17 protein-coding genes and 1 tRNA gene are annotated in these 18226 nt (G+C 65.7%); 8 read left to right on the forward strand and 10 right to left on the reverse strand.

Translation table 11 applies throughout. The annotated features are described in order from the left end of the window. The first annotated feature begins 11 nt into the window (after nucleotides 1-11). Nucleotides 12-548: an ASCH domain-containing protein gene (locus tag ACR4XW_RS13105; RefSeq protein WP_434761008.1), complete on the forward strand. Its 537-nt coding sequence runs from the start codon at nucleotides 12-14 to the stop codon at nucleotides 546-548. Here the strand turns inward: ACR4XW_RS13105 and ACR4XW_RS13110 are convergent. Next, nucleotides 539-1408 carry a TIGR03619 family F420-dependent LLM class oxidoreductase gene (locus ACR4XW_RS13110; RefSeq protein WP_434761009.1) on the reverse strand — a complete coding sequence of 290 codons (870 nt, stop codon included), beginning with the start codon at nucleotides 1406-1408 and terminating at the stop codon, nucleotides 539-541. The genes ACR4XW_RS13105 and ACR4XW_RS13110 overlap by 10 nt on opposite strands. Nucleotides 1409-1629: 221 nt before the next feature. Here ACR4XW_RS13110 and ACR4XW_RS13115 point away from each other — a divergent pair. Continuing rightward, nucleotides 1630-1703, forward strand: a tRNA-Pro gene (locus ACR4XW_RS13115). Nucleotides 1704-1878: 175 nt separating this feature from the next. Here the strand turns inward: ACR4XW_RS13115 and ACR4XW_RS13120 are convergent. The 5 genes from ACR4XW_RS13120 to ACR4XW_RS13140 all read right to left on the reverse strand — a co-directional run bounded on the left by ACR4XW_RS13120 (nucleotide 1879) and on the right by ACR4XW_RS13140 (nucleotide 5786). Beyond that, nucleotides 1879-2205: a hypothetical protein gene (locus ACR4XW_RS13120; protein WP_434761010.1), complete on the reverse strand. Its 327-nt coding sequence runs from the start codon at nucleotides 2203-2205 to the stop codon at nucleotides 1879-1881. A 29-nt stretch (nucleotides 2206-2234) separates the two neighbouring features. Further along, nucleotides 2235-2696, reverse strand: coding sequence for a hypothetical protein (locus ACR4XW_RS13125; protein WP_434761011.1), 462 nt, complete (start codon nucleotides 2694-2696; stop codon nucleotides 2235-2237). Nucleotides 2697-2827: 131 nt separating this feature from the next. After that, nucleotides 2828-3481: a response regulator gene (locus ACR4XW_RS13130; RefSeq protein ID WP_434761012.1), complete on the reverse strand. Its 654-nt coding sequence runs from the start codon at nucleotides 3479-3481 to the stop codon at nucleotides 2828-2830. Beyond that, nucleotides 3478-4671, reverse strand: coding sequence for a sensor histidine kinase (locus ACR4XW_RS13135; protein ID WP_434761013.1), 1194 nt, complete (start codon nucleotides 4669-4671; stop codon nucleotides 3478-3480). Before ACR4XW_RS13135 ends, ACR4XW_RS13130 begins: the two co-directional genes overlap by 4 nt. Before the next feature lie 89 nt (nucleotides 4672-4760). Next, nucleotides 4761-5786 carry an FAD-dependent monooxygenase gene (locus ACR4XW_RS13140; protein WP_434761014.1) on the reverse strand — a complete coding sequence of 342 codons (1026 nt, stop codon included), beginning with the start codon at nucleotides 5784-5786 and terminating at the stop codon, nucleotides 4761-4763. Between the two features lie 250 nt (nucleotides 5787-6036). Between ACR4XW_RS13140 and ACR4XW_RS13145 the strand changes: the two genes are divergently transcribed. Together ACR4XW_RS13145 and ACR4XW_RS13150 are read left to right on the forward strand one after the other, a co-directional pair. After that, a complete protein-coding gene (locus tag ACR4XW_RS13145) occupies nucleotides 6037-7023 on the forward strand; it encodes an NAD-dependent epimerase/dehydratase family protein (protein WP_434761015.1) in 987 nt (328 codons plus the stop codon). Nucleotides 7024-7108: 85 nt separating this feature from the next. Next, on the forward strand, nucleotides 7109-7969 hold the full coding sequence (locus ACR4XW_RS13150; RefSeq protein WP_434761016.1) for a phosphotransferase family protein: 861 nt from the start codon (nucleotides 7109-7111) through the stop codon (nucleotides 7967-7969). A 16-nt stretch (nucleotides 7970-7985) separates the two neighbouring features. On the opposite strand, the gene ACR4XW_RS13155 is transcribed toward ACR4XW_RS13150, so the two are convergent. Then, nucleotides 7986-8831, reverse strand: a complete 846-nt coding sequence (locus ACR4XW_RS13155; RefSeq protein ID WP_434761017.1) for a S41 family peptidase — start codon at nucleotides 8829-8831, stop codon at nucleotides 7986-7988. 380 nt (nucleotides 8832-9211) lie between these two features. On the opposite strand from ACR4XW_RS13155, the gene ACR4XW_RS13160 reads away from it, so the two are divergent. The 3 genes from ACR4XW_RS13160 (at nucleotide 9212) to ACR4XW_RS13170 (ending at nucleotide 11910) form a co-directional block, all read left to right on the forward strand. Then, on the forward strand, nucleotides 9212-10813 hold the full coding sequence (locus ACR4XW_RS13160) for an ABC-F family ATP-binding cassette domain-containing protein (RefSeq protein WP_434761018.1): 1602 nt from the start codon (nucleotides 9212-9214) through the stop codon (nucleotides 10811-10813). Between the two features lie 73 nt (nucleotides 10814-10886). After that, complete coding sequence (locus ACR4XW_RS13165; protein ID WP_434761019.1) at nucleotides 10887-11609, forward strand: Pr6Pr family membrane protein; 723 nt, start codon at nucleotides 10887-10889, stop codon at nucleotides 11607-11609. Between the two features lie 4 nt (nucleotides 11610-11613). Beyond that, complete coding sequence (locus tag ACR4XW_RS13170; protein WP_434761020.1) at nucleotides 11614-11910, forward strand: thiamine-binding protein; 297 nt, start codon at nucleotides 11614-11616, stop codon at nucleotides 11908-11910. Nucleotides 11911-11917: 7 nt separating this feature from the next. Here ACR4XW_RS13170 and ACR4XW_RS13175 read toward each other — a convergent pair whose 3' ends face one another. The 3 genes from ACR4XW_RS13175 to ACR4XW_RS13185 form a co-directional block, all read right to left on the reverse strand. Further along, nucleotides 11918-13282, reverse strand: coding sequence for a glucose-6-phosphate dehydrogenase (locus ACR4XW_RS13175; protein WP_434761021.1), 1365 nt, complete (start codon nucleotides 13280-13282; stop codon nucleotides 11918-11920). 169 nt (nucleotides 13283-13451) lie between these two features. Beyond that, a complete protein-coding gene (locus tag ACR4XW_RS13180; protein ID WP_434761022.1) occupies nucleotides 13452-14258 on the reverse strand; it encodes an ABC transporter ATP-binding protein in 807 nt (268 codons plus the stop codon). Between the two features lie 32 nt (nucleotides 14259-14290). After that, nucleotides 14291-16651 carry an ABC transporter permease gene (locus tag ACR4XW_RS13185; RefSeq protein WP_434761023.1) on the reverse strand — a complete coding sequence of 787 codons (2361 nt, stop codon included), beginning with the start codon at nucleotides 16649-16651 and terminating at the stop codon, nucleotides 14291-14293. A 153-nt stretch (nucleotides 16652-16804) separates the two neighbouring features. Here ACR4XW_RS13185 and fumC point away from each other — a divergent pair, with 153 nt between their 5' ends. Next, nucleotides 16805-18208 (forward strand): class II fumarate hydratase, encoded by a 1404-nt coding sequence (gene fumC / locus ACR4XW_RS13190; RefSeq protein ID WP_434761024.1) that lies wholly within the window; start codon nucleotides 16805-16807, stop codon nucleotides 18206-18208. The last annotated feature ends 18 nt before the right edge of the window (nucleotides 18209-18226 follow it).

Below are 18226 nucleotides of genomic sequence, written 5' to 3' on the forward strand. Positions count from 1 at the left end.
TACGTGATGGAATGGGCCCCATGCACGCCGACGAACCCCACGACCAGCAGGCCGAGATCGACACCTTCTGGGACGAGGCCCGTCGCCGGGCGCGCCTGGACTGGCTGCCCGGTTTCGGTGCTGTCACCCCGGTGGCGGCACTGCAACCCCCGGCGTGGAGCTTCGGGGCCACCCTCGAGCAGGCCGACGCGCTGCTGGAACTGGTGCTGAACGGCACGAAAACCGCCACCGCCTCACTGCTGTCCGATTACGACGCCGAAGAGGACCCAGTGCCCGAGGTGGGCACGATGGGGATCGTCCTGGACGGGGCCGGGCACCCCCGTGCGCTGGTGGCCACGACCGCGGTGCGGATCGTCGAGTTCGACCGGGTGCCGGCCGAACATGCCCACGCCGAGGGCGAGGGTGACCGCTCACTCGATTACTGGCGCCGGGTACACCGGGAGTTCTTCAGCACCCACAGCCTGGGTGGTGCGGAGTTGCCCGGGGACGCCCCGGTGGTGTTGGAGGAGTTCCGGCTGCTGTACCCCGAGCCGCCTCGTCAGGACTGAATGTCGAGGCCCACCAACTCGGCGTAGGCGGTGATCTGGTCGAGGTATTCGGCCATCGAGTTGTGCCGCACGTTCAACCGGAACACCGTGCCACCGTGCTCGGCGGCAGTGCCGAGTACCTCATGGACTTCTTCGGGATTGCCGATCGGGTCGAGCGAGCCTTTCGGCCCGACCACCACATCGAAGCCCTCGGGAATCTCGACCTGATCCAGCATGGATTTGAGCTCGGTGAACTCGGGCCCGCGGAAGGCGACCGGTGCGGGGCACCAACCGTCGGCCAGAGTCACTGCTCGTTTCAGGGCGCGTTTGCTGTGACCTCCGATCCAGATCGGCAGGTGCTCCTGGGCGGCGTGTGGGTCGATCACCATCTCGTCGAAGCTGAAGTACTCACCGTGGTAGCTCACCTGTCGCTTGCCCAGGCAGGCGCGCAGGGCTTTCAGGGCATCGTCGGCCCGTGCGCCGCGGTCGTCGAAGGGCACGCCGAGCATGTCGAACTCCTCGCGGAGGTTGCCGACCCCGAATCCCAGGGTGACCCGGCCCCCGCTCAGGTGGTCGAGGGTGCCCCAGCGCTTGGCGTACTCGAGCGGATGGCTGAAGCCGATCACCAGCACATAGGGCAGGAAGCGGATTCGTTCGGTGACCGAGGCCAGGAAGGAGAACGTCGCCAAGGCGTCGTAGAACCGTTCACCACGTTCGACTCCCGGCGGCACCGCGATGTGATCCGGCGCGGTCATGAACTCGTAGCCGAGCCGGTCGGCGGTACCGAAAACCTTGACCAGTTCGGCCGGACCGGCATCGTGTTCCCACTGCGGCCGGCCACCCGACAGGGCCAGGATCGGGCTGCTGATTCCGGTGCGCATAGTCCTCCTCGATGTCGAGGCCCACACATCGGCGCACGCCTGGTGCCGGCCCTGGACGACCGCCGCCGATGCGGAAGCGATCAGGAAATCAACGTAGAGGGATCGCCCGCACGGATCGATGGTCAGTCCCGGGCGTGGTGTGGGACTTTCCGCAGAGCGTGCCGAGATGCGCCCCACCCCCGAAGACGTGTACATTGTCTCCTCGGTGTCAGCGACACCGGCGGGCTGTAGCGCAGCTTGGTAGCGCACTTGACTGGGGGTCAAGGGGTCGCAGGTTCAAATCCTGTCAGCCCGACCGAGCGAAATTTGCTCCGACAACGGCGAATGCCGATCTCTCCGATGGTGAGAGATCGGCATTTCCTGTCTTTGGTCACAAACACTGGTCACAAAAGTTGGTCACACATGGTTGGGACCCACACCGTGCAGAACCTCAAGATATTGCCGGTTGGCGTCGCAAGGTCCGATCCGTCCTAAGCACCCTCCCGACGACGCGTGCGGATTCGTCGGTCGATGAACAGGGCAACGATGACACCGGTCACCGCAATGATCGGCGTGAACGAACCGATCACCACGGCGGCACCCACCGGGGCAGAACCTCCGCTCAGCGCGAAGACCATGGCGATCAGGTCCTGAAGGAGCAGTGCCACCAACAACCCCGCGACCAAGCCGAGCGCACCGACACCGATGGACCGCCAGGTACTCGGGGGCTTGGTGGGGCGAGGCTGTGCCGGCTCCGGAGACTGTGCGGGTTGCGGGTACGCCTCGTCGGTGTGCGCGTCCTCGGGAGATTCACTCATCTGAGATTCCTTGTTCGTCGAGGGACGCATCAGCACGTTTTACGGCCGGAGATCGCCTGGATTCCCCAGGCGACCATGCCACCAATGGCGCCGATCAGAGCTCCGACGAACAGGCCGCTCGGAATGGCGGCGATACGTGGAATCACCCGTGCACCCGGCCCATCGCCCAGGGACGGCGGATTGCCCCGGTATGCGAAGTCCCAGAGCACCTGATGGGTGGTGACGAGCATGACCCCGAAGATCACTCCGATCACCAACACCGTGAGAAATGGGCTGGGGACTTTCTTGATGACAGCGACGGCGACCCACAGCGCCACCGGACCGATCGCAAGAATCCAGGTGATCCCGCTGCCCTCTTCGATCACATGCAAGTCATGCAGGACGACCCTGATGACTCCGACGGCGGCCAGCCCGATCAGTGCCACGATCGGCAGACCGAGGCGGTTTCGTCGCGCGGACATGGTGTTTGGACGAGGTGTTTCATAGCTCATGGGCCACAAGGTAGGCAGCAGGGCCGGTGCCGATCGTCCGTGCTGGAACGACAATCCCGGTCGCATTCGGAAGACATCCCGATCAACATCCGAGCCCCTACGTCAGCGAGCAAGAGGCGATGCAGCGGCGTTCAGGACGTGACCAGCCCGGATCGGTGGGCAATCACCACCAACTCCGGGCGATCCCGGGCGCCGATCTTCGCGAGGATTCGGCTGACATACGTGCGGGCGGTCGCCGGGCTGAGGTGTAGGACGGCCGCAATCTCATCATTGGTGTCCCCGTGCCCGATCCTGGTGAGAACCTCGATCTCCCTGGCACTGAGCAAAGCGAGCCGGGGGTCCGGAGTCGCGGCGGCGCGTCCGGATGCGACCAGGCCCATCAACCGTTCGATGATCGCCGGCGAGAGCAGTCTCTCTCCTCGGCCGGCCCGGGTAACGGCGTCGCGCAGGTCGTCACGGGTTGTGTTCTTGAGCAGATAACCGACCGCGCCGGCTCGGATGGCACGGACGATGTCGGTGTCAGCGTCGAAGGTCGTCAGGACGACGACGTGGGTGTCTTCCAGTTGCTCGTCGGCGCGGATCACCTCTGTCGCCTCGATGCCGTCCATCACCGGCATGCGAAGATCCATCAACACCACGTCGGGTCTGTACCTGCGGACGACTTCGACACCGCTGCGGCCGTCCGTGGCCTCCGCAACAACTCGGATGCTGTCATCTCGCGAAAGCAGGGTGCGCAGGCCGGCGCGAACCAAATCCTGATCATCCACAAGAACGACGGAAGTCATGTCTGCACCACCACCGGAAAGGACGCGCGCACGGCGAATCCGGCCTCCTGTGGTCCCGCGTCGAAAGTGCCGCCGAGAAGCTGGGTGCGCTCCCGCATGCCGGCCAGGCCGCTTCCTCGGTCGTTTCGATGCTCGGTGGGCCGGGCCGAGCCAGAGTTGCCGTCATTGACGACGCTGACGGTCACCGCGTCGGCTGTTTGTCTGACATCCACGTCCACACGTGCGGCCGCTGCATGCCGCACGACATTGGTGATGGACTCCTGTACGACTCGAAACACTGCGGCTTCGACAGGGGGTGGCAACTGCGAATGAACGTCAACGCGCGCGTGGACCTCCAGGCCGGCCTGCTTGGCCGGCAGGACGGCGGACTCAAGATCGCTGATCCGAAGGAGTGGCCGGCCGGCGGACTCTTCCTTCCGAAGGTTGGCGACGGTGCGGCGCACTTCTTCGAAGGTTGTTGAGGTCGTGCTCGCGATGACCGCCAGCGCTTCGCGGGCCACCGCATTGTCGGCTTCGGAGAGCTTGGCGGATTCCATAGCTTCCTCCGCGATCTGGGTATGGAGCGTTACCACCGTCAAGGCGTGCCCGACCGAATCGTGCAGTTCTCGCGCGATGGAGAGACGTTCGGACATCGCCCGCTGCTCGGCCTGGCGTGCGTAGCGGTCCAAGGTGAGATCCGCGATCCGGGAGGATTTGTGACGAAGTTGTCTGCGCGACCTCACGTTGTCCCCGAACGCGATTGCCCCGGCCAGCAGCAGCGCGTGTCCGGGCAGTTCATAGCCCACCACCAGGGCCGGGGCCTGTCCGATGGCGAGTCGGTACCCGATGGAGATGGCCAACACTGACGCGGACGCGACGATCGCTGCTGCGGCTCGGCCGTACTCGGCGGCCGAGAACACTGCCGCCGCCAGTGGCACCGATACGCCGATCGCCGGGTAGCCGGACGCGTAGTACGCGATGACACCGCCTGCAGTCAGGAGTACCACGATCAACGGGTAGCGCCGTCGGGCCAGCATGAGTGCACCCAGGCCGACCGCCCACAGGTAGGCCCACCCGTCGGGGTCCGCGCTGTCGATATCGGCAGCAATGAACAGGGACACGACGAGAGTCACGCCGATGCCCAAGAGGCCATCGAGCACCCAGGGAGCGGGACGTGAGGCAGGCTCCGGAGCTGACGCGTCCGCCGTCATGGAGTCATAATATGACCGCGTGGAAAAGGTTGGGAGTCGTCGGAGAGCGACTTCTTCATGATCCTCGTCGGGTTCCGTCGAGCGCACCGCTACCAGCTCCGCAGCCCGAGCCTGAGCATTCGATCTCGGGCTGGAGCACCTTGGTCGGCGGTGGCAACTCTGTTCAGGATCCTCGCCATGGCAACCATTCGACGAGTCGGCGCGCGACGGGCTCTGTCATAGCGGCGCAGGCCTTGGCGAATGGTTCCACTGCTGCGGAGCGCTTGAGCGAGGACGACCGCGTCGACCAAGGCTTCGCAGGCTCCACGCCCAAGGTTCGGTGCCATGGCATGAGCGGCGTCGCCGACCAGAACGGTGTTGCCACGAAAATAGGGGTGTCGCAATGACACATCGGCCAAGCATCGTCGGTCGACGTCCCCACTGCTGATCCCGTCCAGAACCCGACGAATCTGCAGATGCCACTCGGAGAAGCGCCGGCGAAGCGTCTGCACGTCATCGGCACCGCTCTGTTCGAGGTGGCTGTGCCGTAGGCACGCGAACCAGTTCGTCCGTCCGTCACCGGTCGGTGTGATCCCGAACAAGGCGCCGCGCCCCCATGTCTCGGTGACCGCTTCCACTCCCCGGTCCACGACTCCCCTGAAGGCGATCGTGGGCAGCGGACGCTCGACCGGTGACCCCCAGGTGCGCAGTCTGACAGCGCTGTGTATGCCGTCGGCACCGACCACGAGATCCGACTCCGGCAAGGAGTCGGTTGGTTTCACCTCGCGGGACCAGTGGATGGTGTTGGGTGGCACTGCGTCGAGCAATATGCGCACGAGGCGCTCCCTCGCGATCAGGTGAGCACTCCGAGAAGAAGGGACGCGGGCGATGAGCCGTCCACTCGGGTCCAGAATGGTTGCGCCGTGGCTGAGGGCGCTGTGCCGACGCACCGTGTCGCCCACGCCGATGGCATCGAGCGCGCGCATCGCCTCGGGCCACATACCCACCGCGGTTCCACCGGTGGTTGGTATGTCAGCCCGCTCCCGGACGGTCACACTCCAGCCTGTCTTGCCGAGCGCGATGGCGGTCGCGAGACCCCCGATGCCTGCACCGACGATGATGGCGTGGTTCTGCACGAATGGCCCTTCCTCCGATGAGATGGCAACGGCCCACCCAGCGGTGCCGATCACATCAGCGGGAACCGTGCGGCCCTGAGAGCTGCTGCCCCGAGAGCTCGGTTTTCCAAGCTAGGCGGTGGGTGCGCGCGGTACAGTCGAGCCAGGGCGACGAAGTTGCTGCCCCGGGGCGATCGCCGAGAGAGGGCAGCAGGCCCCACCATCCGCAGTACCAAGGCCCGCCACGAGGGCGCGCCGAAAGGCGGTAACAGTGCGCATCCTGGTACTGGGCGGGACATCGTTCATCGGCCACGCAATCTCACGCACCCTGATCGATCACGGACACACCGTGGCCATCTGCCACCGGGGCCGAACCGAGCCATCCGATCTCGACCGGACACATCACATTCACACCGATCGGTCGAATCTCGGCGCCGTCCGGCGCGAGCTCGCATCCTTCTGCCCGGAGGCACTCATCGACACGTATGCACTCACGCGGCGCGACGCGGAAGTGGCCGTCGCCAATCTGCCGGCCGACATCCCTGCGGTCGTCCTGTCGAGCCTGGACGTCTACGAAGCCTTCGATGGCTTCCTCGCCGGCCGTGCCGTCGCTCCCCTACCCCTGCGAGAAGATTCCGCGCTCCGCTCGCGTCGCTACCTCTACCGCGGTGAGTCACAGCCGGGAGTGTCGGACGACTACGAGAAGATCGACGTGGAAGCGGTTTGGTCCGAGCGAGGAGCCTGCATCCTGCGATTGCCGATGGTTTATGGCCCACGGGACCCGCAATGCCGCGAAGGCTTCCTTCTCCGCCGCCTGGCGTCGGGTCGGCGTGAGATCCCGATCGGCGCGGGAAACCTGCTCTGGAGTCGTGCGCACGTCGACGATGTCGCAGAGGTCGTCACGAGGGCCATCGAGAACCCCGCAACACAGGGAACGATCATGAACATCGCCGAATCGGTGACACCTTCCATCGAACAGTGGATGTCCCAGATCGCCGCGGCCATGAGCCTCGAGGTCGACCTCGTTGCCGTCGCGGAGGATGCCGTGCCACCCGATCTTGTGCTGACGAGGACGCACAAACAGCACGTGGTTGCCGATACCCGCCTGGCGGAGAAACTCCTGTTTCGGGGCGGTCCGGACCTCCGGGAACGGGTATCGCAATCTGTGGCTTGGCACCTGCAGCACAAGACCTGGGTTCCCTGGACGGAGGAGGACGCGGTGGCCGACGACTTCGCTTTGCAGCAGCGGCTGGCATGACGCGGCTGCTGAAGAAGACGGGCCCACCATTGGCCACATCACCATCGTCGCCGTCAGAGTGTGCCGAGGCCGGTAGAGGAAGCCCATGACATCTGCAGTGAGCCCACGGGACCGAGCCCTGTTGTCGGAGGTCGGAAGACGCGGTCGATTGTGGTCGCCCAGCGCTGAGCCAACCCTGATCTCCCGTGGGGCCGAGAACACGACGTGGGCTGTCGAGGACTACATAGTTCGGTACTCCGATGATGTTGAATCCGTCAGCCGCGAGGTCGAGTTGCTCAACGCCCTTGCGCGGGCGACCTCGACCCCGACGCCAACACCGGATCTACACGAGGCGGATCTGGGGATCTTCGCCTACAGACGTCTTCGTGGCACACCCCTGATGCACCTGACCCAGCGGACGTCCCCGGCCATCCTTGCGGCGCTCATCGACGCATTGTCCGCTCTCCGAGAGTGCCTTCCTGCCTCTCGACTTCTGATCGACCGGTATCCCAACCAGGAGTGGCACACAGACGCCTTGCACACGTACCACACGGTGCGGCCTCGACTCACCGACAGCCAAGCTCGCCTCGTGGGTGCATTCCTGGACGAACCGCCGCCACCCTCCCGAGCCTTGGCATCCGCTCAGCACAATGACTTGGGCGCGGAACACATCCTCATCAACGACCGCGGAGCGCTGAGCGGCATTCTTGACTGGTCCGATGTGGCGCTGGCCGACCCTGCGCGCGATATCGGCTCCATCTACCGAGATCTCGGACCCGCCGCGGCGGGCTTTGTCAGCGAGACCCTGAACGGTCCTCTGACCGATGATGAGCTCCGTCGCGTCCGCTTCCACGCCCGTTGCCGATGGCTTGAGGATCTGGCCTTCGGCATCACGAACCCCATCCTTGGCAAGCCCTATCTCGACAACGCCTGGTTCACCTTCGACCACACCTTCGGCGCCGCTTGATGGACCGGAACGCCCATCAGCATTCCGTGGACGCAATCTCCAGGGCGATGTCGAGCACCGACGCTTCGTCCCGTATGACAACATCTGGCAGCACACCAACCTGGTCCCAGTTGGTCCCGGTTCGAGGATCGATGGGTGCCCCGGTCGAGATGTAGATGTGGAAGCCGGACGGATGCGCGAACAGATCGACGGGATTCGCTGCACCGACGCTCGGGATGCCAACGATCGTGGCACGTGACAACGACTGCAAGGCGTAGGCCAGGCTCTCGGCCGCCGATGCGGTGCGGTTGTTCACCACGACCACGACCGGCAGCGTCGCCAGACTCCTGATGGAGGGATCGGGGCGGGTCATGGCGACGCGAGATCGCCCAGCACTCCGGTAGGTGAGGACATGCACCGGATCGGCACCGAGCAACGGAGCGAGCAGATACTCGACCATGGAGGGCCAGCCGCCGTCATTGTCACGAACATCGATCACCGCATAATCGCAATCTCCCAGGTACCCGAGCGATTGACGGGCAAGGTCCGCGCAGGCCGGATCAGCGATGTCATCGAACCGGTGAATCGCCAGGACACCTCCCCGTCCGCGACGCTGAAAGCTCATCGCCTCCGCCGCCTGTTGCTCAGTGGTCGTGACGCCGGGTCGGTCCGGCTGACCCCACATGACCGAGAAGTGACGGTCATGGAGACGCAGCCGGTGGGTGAGGTGCTTTGCGAACCGTGAGGCACGAACTCCGTCCTCGTTCGTGGCCGTGGCCCGCAGCTCGTCTGCGCAGACCCGGGCGAGGTCGCTGAAGACATAGTGCTTCACGATCAAGTCGGCGAAGTCTTCGAGCACCTGGCGCTGCAGGGATGAATCCACCCACCCATCGGACCAAACAGACGACCCCGAAGCAGTTACGACCATGAAAGTGCCTCCGTTCGTTGCTGGGCACAATTGCGCTTGCGCGCCGTCACTCTAGGAAGTGCCGGAGCAACCGGGAGTCGTAGCGGAAGGACCGCTTTGTCGCCCACGAACAACTGCGCACATGTGCCGCACCGCTCAGCGCCCTTGAAGGTCGGGGCCAATAAATGGCTCGCACCTACGCAGGGCTCGACCTACGATGAGACACAGCATCCCCGAACAAGGACTTCTCATCGTGCTGATTCACGACCGTCTTCCCGCACCCCGTGCGCTGACGTCGTAGCAGCCCGTCCGAAGGCTCCGCTGTCAGCGCCATCCGCTGACAATCCAGGAGCCTCATGCATTTCTCCCATCCTTCCGTCGTCCTCGACGACGTTTCCTTCATCTGGCCGGACGGCACACCGGCCCTGACCGGCATCACTGCCGCTTTCGGCCCGGGACGCACCGGCCTGGTCGGGGCCAATGGCACCGGCAAGACCACCCTGCTGCGGTTGATCCACGGCGAGCTTCGGCCCACCTCGGGCACCATCGCCGTATCCGGCCGGGTTGGCCGGCTGCCCCAGATCCTCACTTTGCGCACCCGCGCCACAGTGGTCGATCTGTTGGGGGTCGGTGCCACGGTCGAGGCGCTGCATGCCATCGAGGCGGGCGACCCGAGCCCGAGGCACTTCGAGGCCATCGGCGACGACTGGGACGTCGAGGCCAAGGCTCGGGCATGCCTGGACGCGATCGGCCTGACCAGCATCGAACTCGACCGCCGCGTCGGCACGCTCTCCGGTGGCGAGACCCTGTTGGTCGCCCTGGCGGGCTTGCAACTGAGCGGCGATCAGGTGGTGCTGCTCGATGAGCCGACGAACAATCTGGACCGACCGGCGCGCCACCGTCTCTACGACGCCCTGCAGGTCTGGCCTGGCGCACTGATCGTGGTCAGCCACGACGTCACCCTGCTCGACCTGATGGACGACACCGCAGAACTGCACGCCGGCGCCCTGACGGTCTTCGGCGGTGGCTTCACCGATTTCCAGGAATACCTCGCCCGGGAACAGGCAGCAGCCGAACAGGCACTGCGCAACGCCCATCAAAAGCTCAAGACCGAGCAACGCCAACGTATCGAGGCCGAAACGAAACTGGCCCGTCGGCAGAGATACGCCCGCACCGACTTCGAGAACAAGCGCAAGCCGAGAATGGTCATGAACCAACGCAAGACCGAAGCGCAGGTGTCGGCCGGCAAGCTGCGCGGCGAACACGACGAGAAGATCGCGGCTGCGCGCCGGGACGTCGATGAGCAGCACCAGCGCATCCGCCGCGACAACCGGATTCGGATCGACCTGCCGGACCCCGGCGTACATGCTTCGCGCCGGTTGGCCGAGTTCTGGGACGAACACGGCACCACGGTCACCGTGCAGGGTCCGGAACGACTGGCCCTGATCGGACGCAACGGCGCCGGCAAGACCCGCCTGATGGAGAAGCTCATCCACCCCGCTCGGGCCACCGTCGGACCCCTCACCGCCATCGCGCACACCGACCGAATCGGCTACCTGCCGCAGCGACTCGACCACCTGGACGACAACCTCAGCATCATCGACAGTGTCCGGGCCCACGCCCCGAACACCGAACCCGAAACACTGCGTGCCAACCTGGCCCGGTTCCTGTTTCGTGGCGACAGCATCACCCGCCCGGTCGCGACCCTGTCCGGTGGCGAGCGCTTTCGGGTGGCCCTTGCTGCACTGCTGCTCGCCGAACCGCCGAATCAGTTGGTGGTGCTCGACGAGCCGACCAACAATCTCGATCTGGCGAGCATCGATCAACTCGTCTCGGCCCTGGACAACTATCGGGGTGGACTGATCGTGGTCAGCCACGACGACGCTTTCCTGCGGCGGTTGCGGATCGATGTACAGGTCGAACTCGAGGACGAAACACTGCAGGTGATCGACGCCTGAGACAGCGCCGGACGAGCGGTCTTCTGTCGTCGGGTTACCGCTCGGTGGGCGTGGTGCTGGCTAAGGTGTGCCCATGTCCGGCGACCTGACTCGACCCGCCACCGAATCGACGGTGAACCGGGTCCTCTCCCCCGACCGTCCCTGGGTGCGCATCCTGCGACTACTGATGGGGCTCTTCGCGCTGGCTGCGGTGGGCTACAACACCTACCAGTCGGCCACCGGGGCCGGGGACTCCACCGTGGTGCAACTGTTCTCGATGTTCACCATCCAATCGAACCTGGTGTTCGCGGCGGTGCTGATCATCGGAGCCCTGGTCGCCCGGGCACGACTCCCCCACTGGTGGGATCACCTGCGGGGCGCTTTGGCCTTCTACCTGGTGATGACCGGCATCGTCTACGCGCTCCTGGTCGCACCCGCGAGCGAGGTGTGGAGTTGGGACATCACCTGGACGAACCTGGCCCTGCACCGGCTCGCACCATGGTTCGCCTTCCTCGACTGGGTGCTGGTCACCATGTGGGTTCGCGCCCGGCTCTGGCGGGTGCTGGCCTGGGTCGCCTACCCGGCGGCCTTCCTGGCCTACACCTGGATTCGCGGGGCGATCGTGCACTGGTACCCCTACAGCTTTCTCGACCCGCGACCGCCGAGCAACTGGAACACCGTGCTGGTGGTGACCGGCATCGTGTTGATCGCCTTCCTGGTCATGTCGCTGGTGCTGCACCTGCTCGGCAACCTGCGGGTGCGGCTCGCCGAGCGCGCCGCCCTGCCCGAGAACCGGGCGGGGAGCCTGACACGATGAGGCCATGCTTGTTGCCTTCTCCGTAGCCCCCGCCGGTCACGAATCGGTTCACGAGGCGGTCGCCGAGGCCGTCCGGATCGTGCGTGAATCCGGCCTGCCGAACCGCACCGATGCGATGTTCACCACCATCGAGGGTGAGTGGGACGAGTGCATGGACGTGGTGCGCCGCGCCACCGAGGCCTGCGCCAAGTACGGCAACCGGGTCTCGTTGGTGTTGAAGGCCGACATCCGCCCCGGCTACACCGGGCAACTCACCGCCAAGGTAGAACGGGTCGAGGCGCACCTCGACAGCGAGGGCTGAAAGGGCCTCAGCGCAGCGGGTCGACGGTTCCTGCCGGGTAGTCCTGAATCGGAACCTCCCCGGAGGCGATCGCGTCCAGTGCCGGCTGGATGATCCGCCAGCCCTGCTCGGCGGCCCGAGCCGCCACCGAGAACGATCGATTGTTCTCCAGCAGCCAGGTCATCACCCACCCGTAGGCCGAACATTCCGGTCCGACACCCTGACAGGCCAGTTCCAGGGTGTTGACCTCGCCGTCCGGTGAGGCGGTGTTGAGTCGCAGGGCCATCGCGCTGTCCTCGAAACTCAGCCGCAGCGTGTTGACGGGTACGGCACCGAAGTTCGGGTACTCGTGCAGGGCGGGCTTGAAACGCACCAGAACTTCTTTTCGGGATGAGCCGATCGCCTTGCCCGATTCGATGGTGATCGGGATGTCCGACCAGCACCAGTTGTTCACCCGCAACGCGAGTCGGGCGTAGGTTTCGACCTTCCCGTCGGGGTCGGTGCCGGCCTCCTCCAAGTAGCCGGGCAACTGCCGACCGTCCACCTCACCGGCGGTGTAGCGGCCGGCCACCACTGCCTCGCTCGGTGCACCGGCCAGTTCGGTCTGTTCCAACAGGTACCCGATCTGGGTGGGCAACTCATCGCTCAGCAGACTGTTGGGTGGCGGCACCAGCAGCAGCGCCATCACCTGCAGCAGGTGCGATTGGAGCATGTCCACGATCGCGCCGGTCTGCTCGTAGAATTCCGCACGCCCCTCCAGGCCGATCGATTCGTTGAACACGATCTCGATCCCGGCCACGTGTTCGCAGTTCAACACCGGTTCCAGGACGCGATTGGTCAGCCGCAGCCCCAGCAGGTCACGGGCCGCCGCCATGCCCAGGAAGTGATCCACCCGGAACACCGAGCCGGCACCGACGAGTTGCTCGGCTTTCAGGTTGACCCGCCGGGCCGCCGCCTGATCGATACCGATCGGCTTCTCCAGGGCAAGCTCGAGTCGCTGGGGCAACTCCACCTCGAGCAGGGCATCGAGGAAATCCTCGGTGACTCTCGGGCTCAGGGCGCAGTAGATGATCGTCCGGTCGGTGGTGCGGCCTTCCAGCAACTCGTCCAGTTCTTGCGGGTCGGTGGCATCGGTGGGGATGTACACGGTGTCGTTCACCAAGCGTTGCACCGACGGCACCTCGAGGTCGATCCCGGCCGACTCCAGGGCCCCGCGCACGTGGTCGCGCCAATCCTCGTGGTCGCTGCGCGCGGCACCGATCAAGCGCAGATTCATGTCCGGTTGCCGGGTCAGGGCCTGCCCCAATCCGGGCAGCAACAGACGTTCGGTCAAATCACCCCCGGCCCCCAGCAGAATCAGCGTCGTCCGGTCGGCCACATTTCGAGTCGACATATTTCAACACTAGTCAGGCGACCCTAAGTACCAAGAAAAAAGTTCTCGGAGTTGGCACAAGTGTTATCGGGTCGAGAATTCGTTGCCATCGGCAACCGAAACTGCTTCCGGCGCGGCATGGTTCGGGACGCATCTGAGAGATTCGATTGCCAACACCGGGACGGCGGGTTCACAGGTGCTGGCTCTGAAGCCAGTTCTGCACCTGCACCCGGCGGGCATACAGCTCCTCTTCGGCATCGGCGCCCGGTTCGAACCGGCCGAGACCCAGTTCGGCCCGAATCAGACCATCACGCATGTAGACCAGGCGCTGGCTGCGGGCCGCCACGGCGGGATCGTGGGTGACCACCACAATCGTGGTGCCCTCGGCGTGCAGGTCGCCGAGGATCTGCATGATGTCGGTGGCCGCGGCCGAGTCCAGGGCGCCGGTCGGTTCGTCGGCGAAGATGATGCTCGGCCGATTGATCAGCGCCCGGCAGATGCCGATCCGTTGCAACTGGCCACCGGAGGCCTGGGTGATGTCGTGGTCGGCCAGCGCCGCCACCCCGGTGCGTTCCATCAACTCCAGCCCGCGGCGGGTGATTTCCTCGCGGTTGCCCGTCTTGGCGAGTCGGGCGGGCAGCACCACATTGTCGAGCAACGACAGGTTGCGCAGCAGGTGCACGTGCTGGAAGACGAAGCCCATCTCGGTGAGCCGCAGTTCGGCCAGCCGACGGGGTTTCAGCCCGGTCAGCTCGGTGCCGGCCAGGGTGACGCTGCCCGAACTGGGGGCATCCATCCCACTGATCGAGTACAGCAGGGTCGACTTCCCACTCCCGGACGGGCCCATCACGCTGACGAACTCGCCGCGAGCCACTTCCAGGTCGACCCCGTGCACCACGGTGGCCGCACCGAACGTCTTCACCACCCCGCGGGCTTGCAGGATCGCCTCACCGGCGGGGTTGTCGGTGTGGCCGGGTTCGGTCAGCACGGTGCTCATCGGGTCTTCTTTCGTTCCGGTTGTCGTGGCGGTCATTCGCGGACCAGGGAGTTGATGGTGGTGCGGGTGATGGTCGTGCAACTCGCCACGGTGGCGGCGGCCACGGTGAGCAGCAGCACCGCGGGCAGGGCCACCGCACTGAGCAGCGGGTTGCTGACGAACTCGATGCGGCTGGTGCCCCGAAACAGGAATTCCAGGCCGCCGAACATGCCCTCGAACATCAGGTTGAACATGGCCTGGCCGGCGGTCAGGGCCGCGACGATGCCCAGGGGAACCCCAAGCAGCAACACGACCAGGATCCGGGTCAGGTATTGGGTGCGGATTCCGGAGTCACCCGCCCCGAGCGCCCGTTGGATCGCGATCGGGGCGGTGTCACCGGCCAACAACATGCGGGTGAACATCACCGTGATCATCGCTGCCAGAGCCACCGCCACCCCGACGGAGATGACCGCGGCCCCGGTGACCTGCCTGCTGATCGGCCCGAGTTGCTGGTCGCGGAACTCGCTCATCGTCCAGGACCGCAGGCCGGTACCGCTGACCCGATACGCGGTGGCCTTGGCCTCGGCATCGACGCCGGTCTGGAGTTTGACCGCGAACGAGTACCACATCACCTCGGCGCCTTTTGTCGGCAGCATCGCTCGTGCGGTCTTGCCACCATGGGTGATGTCCTGGTAGCTGCCCACGATGGTCAGGTCGCGAGGGTGCCCGTCCACATCGAGGGTGATCGTGTCGCCGACCCGGTGGCCGAGTTGGGCCAGGGCGAGCAATGAGACCGCGATTTCGTGCTCGGCGGTCGGGGCCCGTCCCTCGGCGTAGGTCACCGGCAGGATTGCGTGGTCGCCGTTGGCGACATACAGGCTGACCGGCTCCCCCTCGCTGGTGGTCAGGTCGTGCCTGGTGGTGATCAGGGCTGCGTACTCGGCGACATCGTGATCCTCCGAAAGGCGGGCCAGCACTTCGGCGTAGGTGGACGCGCTCTGCTGCCCGGCGTGTTGCAGGGTCAGGCCGAGGTCAGCATCGCCGACGCCCAGGTTGGTCATGAACTGGGGTGCGCGCAGAGTGGTGGCGGCACTGGTGGGTACCACCACGATGAAGGCGCTGACCATGAACACCACCAACAGCAGCACGTACATCAGCGGCCGCTTCAGCAGGTCGATCACGCCCAGGGTGACTTGGGTCGGCAACACCGAGGAGTGCAGTGACACCGGTGCGCGACCGCCGCCGGAACCAACGGTGCCCGAGCGCAGCGCCTCGACCGCACTGAGCCGGTTGAACCGACGCAACAGAGTGTGCAGCGACACCATGATCAGTCCGAAAGCCGCCACAGCCACCAACACGGGCACCAGTACCGGCGCGAATCCCCCGCTCTCACCGAGGTAGCGGTCGAGGTTGCGCGACATCGCCGGCGCCAGCGCCCAGCCGGCGAACAGGCCGAACAAGGAGGCAGCCGCACCGATCGAGCCGTACTTGGCCAGGTAGATGCCCTTGATCGCCCGGGTCGGCACGCCCACCGCGGTGAGCACCCCGATCTCGCGTCGGTCGTTGTGGATGGCGGCTCGGAAGGCCAGTCGCAGGCACAACAGTCCGACGATCATCAGCATCAACGCCCCCAGGATCACGACTCCGGCGACCAGGCCCTCGCTGATCATGTTGAAGGCCCGGAAGGCCGCCGAATCGATCATCGGGCCGACATGGGGCAGGCCCGAGTCCAGGTAGGCCTTCTTGAACGGTTCGAGCTCGGCCGGGTCGGTGAGCCAGAACGAGATCAGGTACTCGGGGGTGCCGGTGTGGGCCCGAACCGCGGCCAGGTCGTCGGGATGCACCGCGAGGCGCTTCGAACTGGCGATGCCGGTGTTCATGATCGAGTCCCGCATGAACCCCGCGACCCGCAACTCATGACGGAATCCGTCCGGCGCGGTCACCGTCACCGTGGCGCCGGGTTGCAGACCGTGCTCGACCTGGTAGATCACCGGCAGCCAGATGGTGCCCGGTGCCACCTCGGTGATCGGGCGTCCCTGCAGGTCGAGCAGCAGGTCGCGTTCTCCGTTGGGCACCACCAGGGAGTTCTGTTGAATGCTCTGGGCCTGTGATTCCTGGTCGAACCACAGTTGGGCGTTGTCGATGCCCAACAACAACTGGGTCTGGTGGGCGGCGACATCGTCGCGCCGACCGGCCCAGGCTTCGATGTCGGAGGCCCGCATCGGGCCGGCGTGCATCTGGGCCACGTCCGGGGCGTCGGCGGTGGCCAACAGTCGATCACCGGCTCCGACGGCCCGGGCCAACAGTCCGGCGCTGGCGCAGGCGAGCATCACCGACATCATCATCAGCACCACCAGGGTGCCGGTGAGGGCCGGGTTGCGGCGCACGTCCGCGCGCACCATCCGAAACACCATCTCTGCTCCGTTCGTGTGTCCCGGTGCCGAACCTAGGAGCCGCCTGCGGTCGGGTACGTCGGGATCAGCCCTGGCACGGGCCTGAGCGCACCCTGAGCCAGCCCCATCACCCACCCCGGGACTCCCTCATGGGTGGCTGGTTAGGCTCGGGGTATGGAGACCCGCATCGAGTCCGACAGCATGGGCACCGTCGAGGTGCCCGCCGACCGCTACTGGGGCGCACAGACCGAACGCAGCATCCACAACTTCCCGATCGGCCGCGACACCTTCGTGTGGGGACGCTCGATCGTGCGGGCGTTGGGCATCCTGAAGAAGTCCGCGGCCCGGGCCAATGCCCAGCTCGGCCAACTGCCCCTGGCCGAGAACGAGATCGAGGCCATCATCAGCGCCGCCGACGAGGTGATCTCCGGTGACCTGGACGATCACTTCCCGCTGGTGGTGTTCCAGACCGGGTCGGGCACTCAGTCGAATATGAACGCCAACGAGGTGATCGCCAACCGGGCGATCGAGATCCTGGGCGGCGAGTTGGGCTCCAAGACCCCGATTCACCCCAACGACCATGTCAACCGGGGGCAGTCGAGCAACGACACCTTCCCGACCGCGATGCACATCGCGGTGGTGCTCGACCTGCACGAGTTCCTGTACCGCCGGGTGCGGCAGTTGCGCGACACCCTGGCCGCCAAGGCCACCGAGTTCTCGCATGTGGTGAAGGTGGGCCGCACCCACCTGCAGGACGCCACCCCGATCACCCTGGGCCAGGAGATCTCCGGCTGGGTCGCCCAGATCGACTTCGCGTTGGCCCAGATCATGCACGCCGAACAGGCCGTGCTGCGCCTGGCCATCGGTGGCACCGCGGTCGGTACCGGCCTGAACGCCCACCCCGACTTCGGACGGACCGCCGCGGCGTTGATCGCCACCGAAACCGGGCACGGCTTCGTCCAGAACCAGAACCTGTTCCGTGCCCTGGCTTCCCACGACGAGTTGGTGTCCCTCAGCGGGGCGCTGCGGGTGCTGGCGATGGCGCTGATGAAGATCGCCAACGACGTGCGCTGGCTGGCCTCCGGCCCGCGCAACGGCATCGGTGAGTTGCTGATTCCGGAGAACGAACCCGGCTCCTCGATCATGCCCGGCAAGGTGAACCCGACCCAGGCCGAGGCGCTGACGATGGTGGCCACCCGGGTTTTCGGCAACGACGCCACGGTCGGGTTCGCCGGGAGCCAGGGCAACTTCGAACTCAACGTCTACAAGCCGGTGATGGCCCATGCGGTGTTGGAGAGTATCCGGCTGCTCGGCGATGCCTGTGCGGCCTTCGACGATCACTGTGCGGTCGGCATCGAGCCGAACACCGAGCGGATCGAGCACAACCTCGAGACCAACCTGATGTTGGTGACCGCCCTGAACCGGCACATCGGCTACGACAATGCGGCCAAGATCGCCAAACATGCGCACGCCACCGGTGGTTCGTTGCGGGAAGCCGCACTGGAGTTGGACCTGGTTTCGGGTGAGGACTTCGACCGATGGGTGGTGCCGATGGAGATGACCGACCCGTCCGACTGATCACCGGCCGGCCACCAA

This window comes from Pseudenemella bisphenolivorans (assembly GCF_051133435.1).
GTDB lineage: Bacteria > Actinomycetota > Actinomycetes > Propionibacteriales > Propionibacteriaceae > JAAYAO01.

Bases quoted from the DNA above. Each gene is read 5' to 3' on its own strand.
- ACR4XW_RS13125 (WP_434761011.1), bottom strand. From the start codon at position 2,696: ATGAGCTATGAAACACCTCGTCCAAACACCATGTCCGCGCGACGAAAC.
- ACR4XW_RS13160 (WP_434761018.1), top strand. From the start codon at position 9,212: ATGCATTTCTCCCATCCTTCCGTCGTCCTCGACGACGTTTCCTTCATC.
- ACR4XW_RS13165 (WP_434761019.1), top strand. From the start codon at position 10,887: ATGTCCGGCGACCTGACTCGACCCGCCACCGAATCGACGGTGAACCGG.
- ACR4XW_RS13130 (WP_434761012.1), bottom strand. From the start codon at position 3,481: ATGACTTCCGTCGTTCTTGTGGATGATCAGGATTTGGTTCGCGCCGGC.
- ACR4XW_RS13105 (WP_434761008.1), top strand. From the start codon at position 12: ATGGGCCCCATGCACGCCGACGAACCCCACGACCAGCAGGCCGAGATC.
- ACR4XW_RS13175 (WP_434761021.1), bottom strand. From the start codon at position 13,282: ATGTCGACTCGAAATGTGGCCGACCGGACGACGCTGATTCTGCTGGGG.
- ACR4XW_RS13120 (WP_434761010.1), bottom strand. From the start codon at position 2,205: ATGAGTGAATCTCCCGAGGACGCGCACACCGACGAGGCGTACCCGCAA.
- ACR4XW_RS13170 (WP_434761020.1), top strand. From the start codon at position 11,614: ATGCTTGTTGCCTTCTCCGTAGCCCCCGCCGGTCACGAATCGGTTCAC.
- fumC (WP_434761024.1), top strand. From the start codon at position 16,805: ATGGAGACCCGCATCGAGTCCGACAGCATGGGCACCGTCGAGGTGCCC.
- ACR4XW_RS13180 (WP_434761022.1), bottom strand. From the start codon at position 14,258: ATGAGCACCGTGCTGACCGAACCCGGCCACACCGACAACCCCGCCGGT.
- ACR4XW_RS13150 (WP_434761016.1), top strand. From the start codon at position 7,109: ATGACATCTGCAGTGAGCCCACGGGACCGAGCCCTGTTGTCGGAGGTC.
- ACR4XW_RS13110 (WP_434761009.1), bottom strand. From the start codon at position 1,408: ATGCGCACCGGAATCAGCAGCCCGATCCTGGCCCTGTCGGGTGGCCGG.
- ACR4XW_RS13185 (WP_434761023.1), bottom strand. From the start codon at position 16,651: ATGGTGTTTCGGATGGTGCGCGCGGACGTGCGCCGCAACCCGGCCCTC.
- ACR4XW_RS13135 (WP_434761013.1), bottom strand. From the start codon at position 4,671: ATGACGGCGGACGCGTCAGCTCCGGAGCCTGCCTCACGTCCCGCTCCC.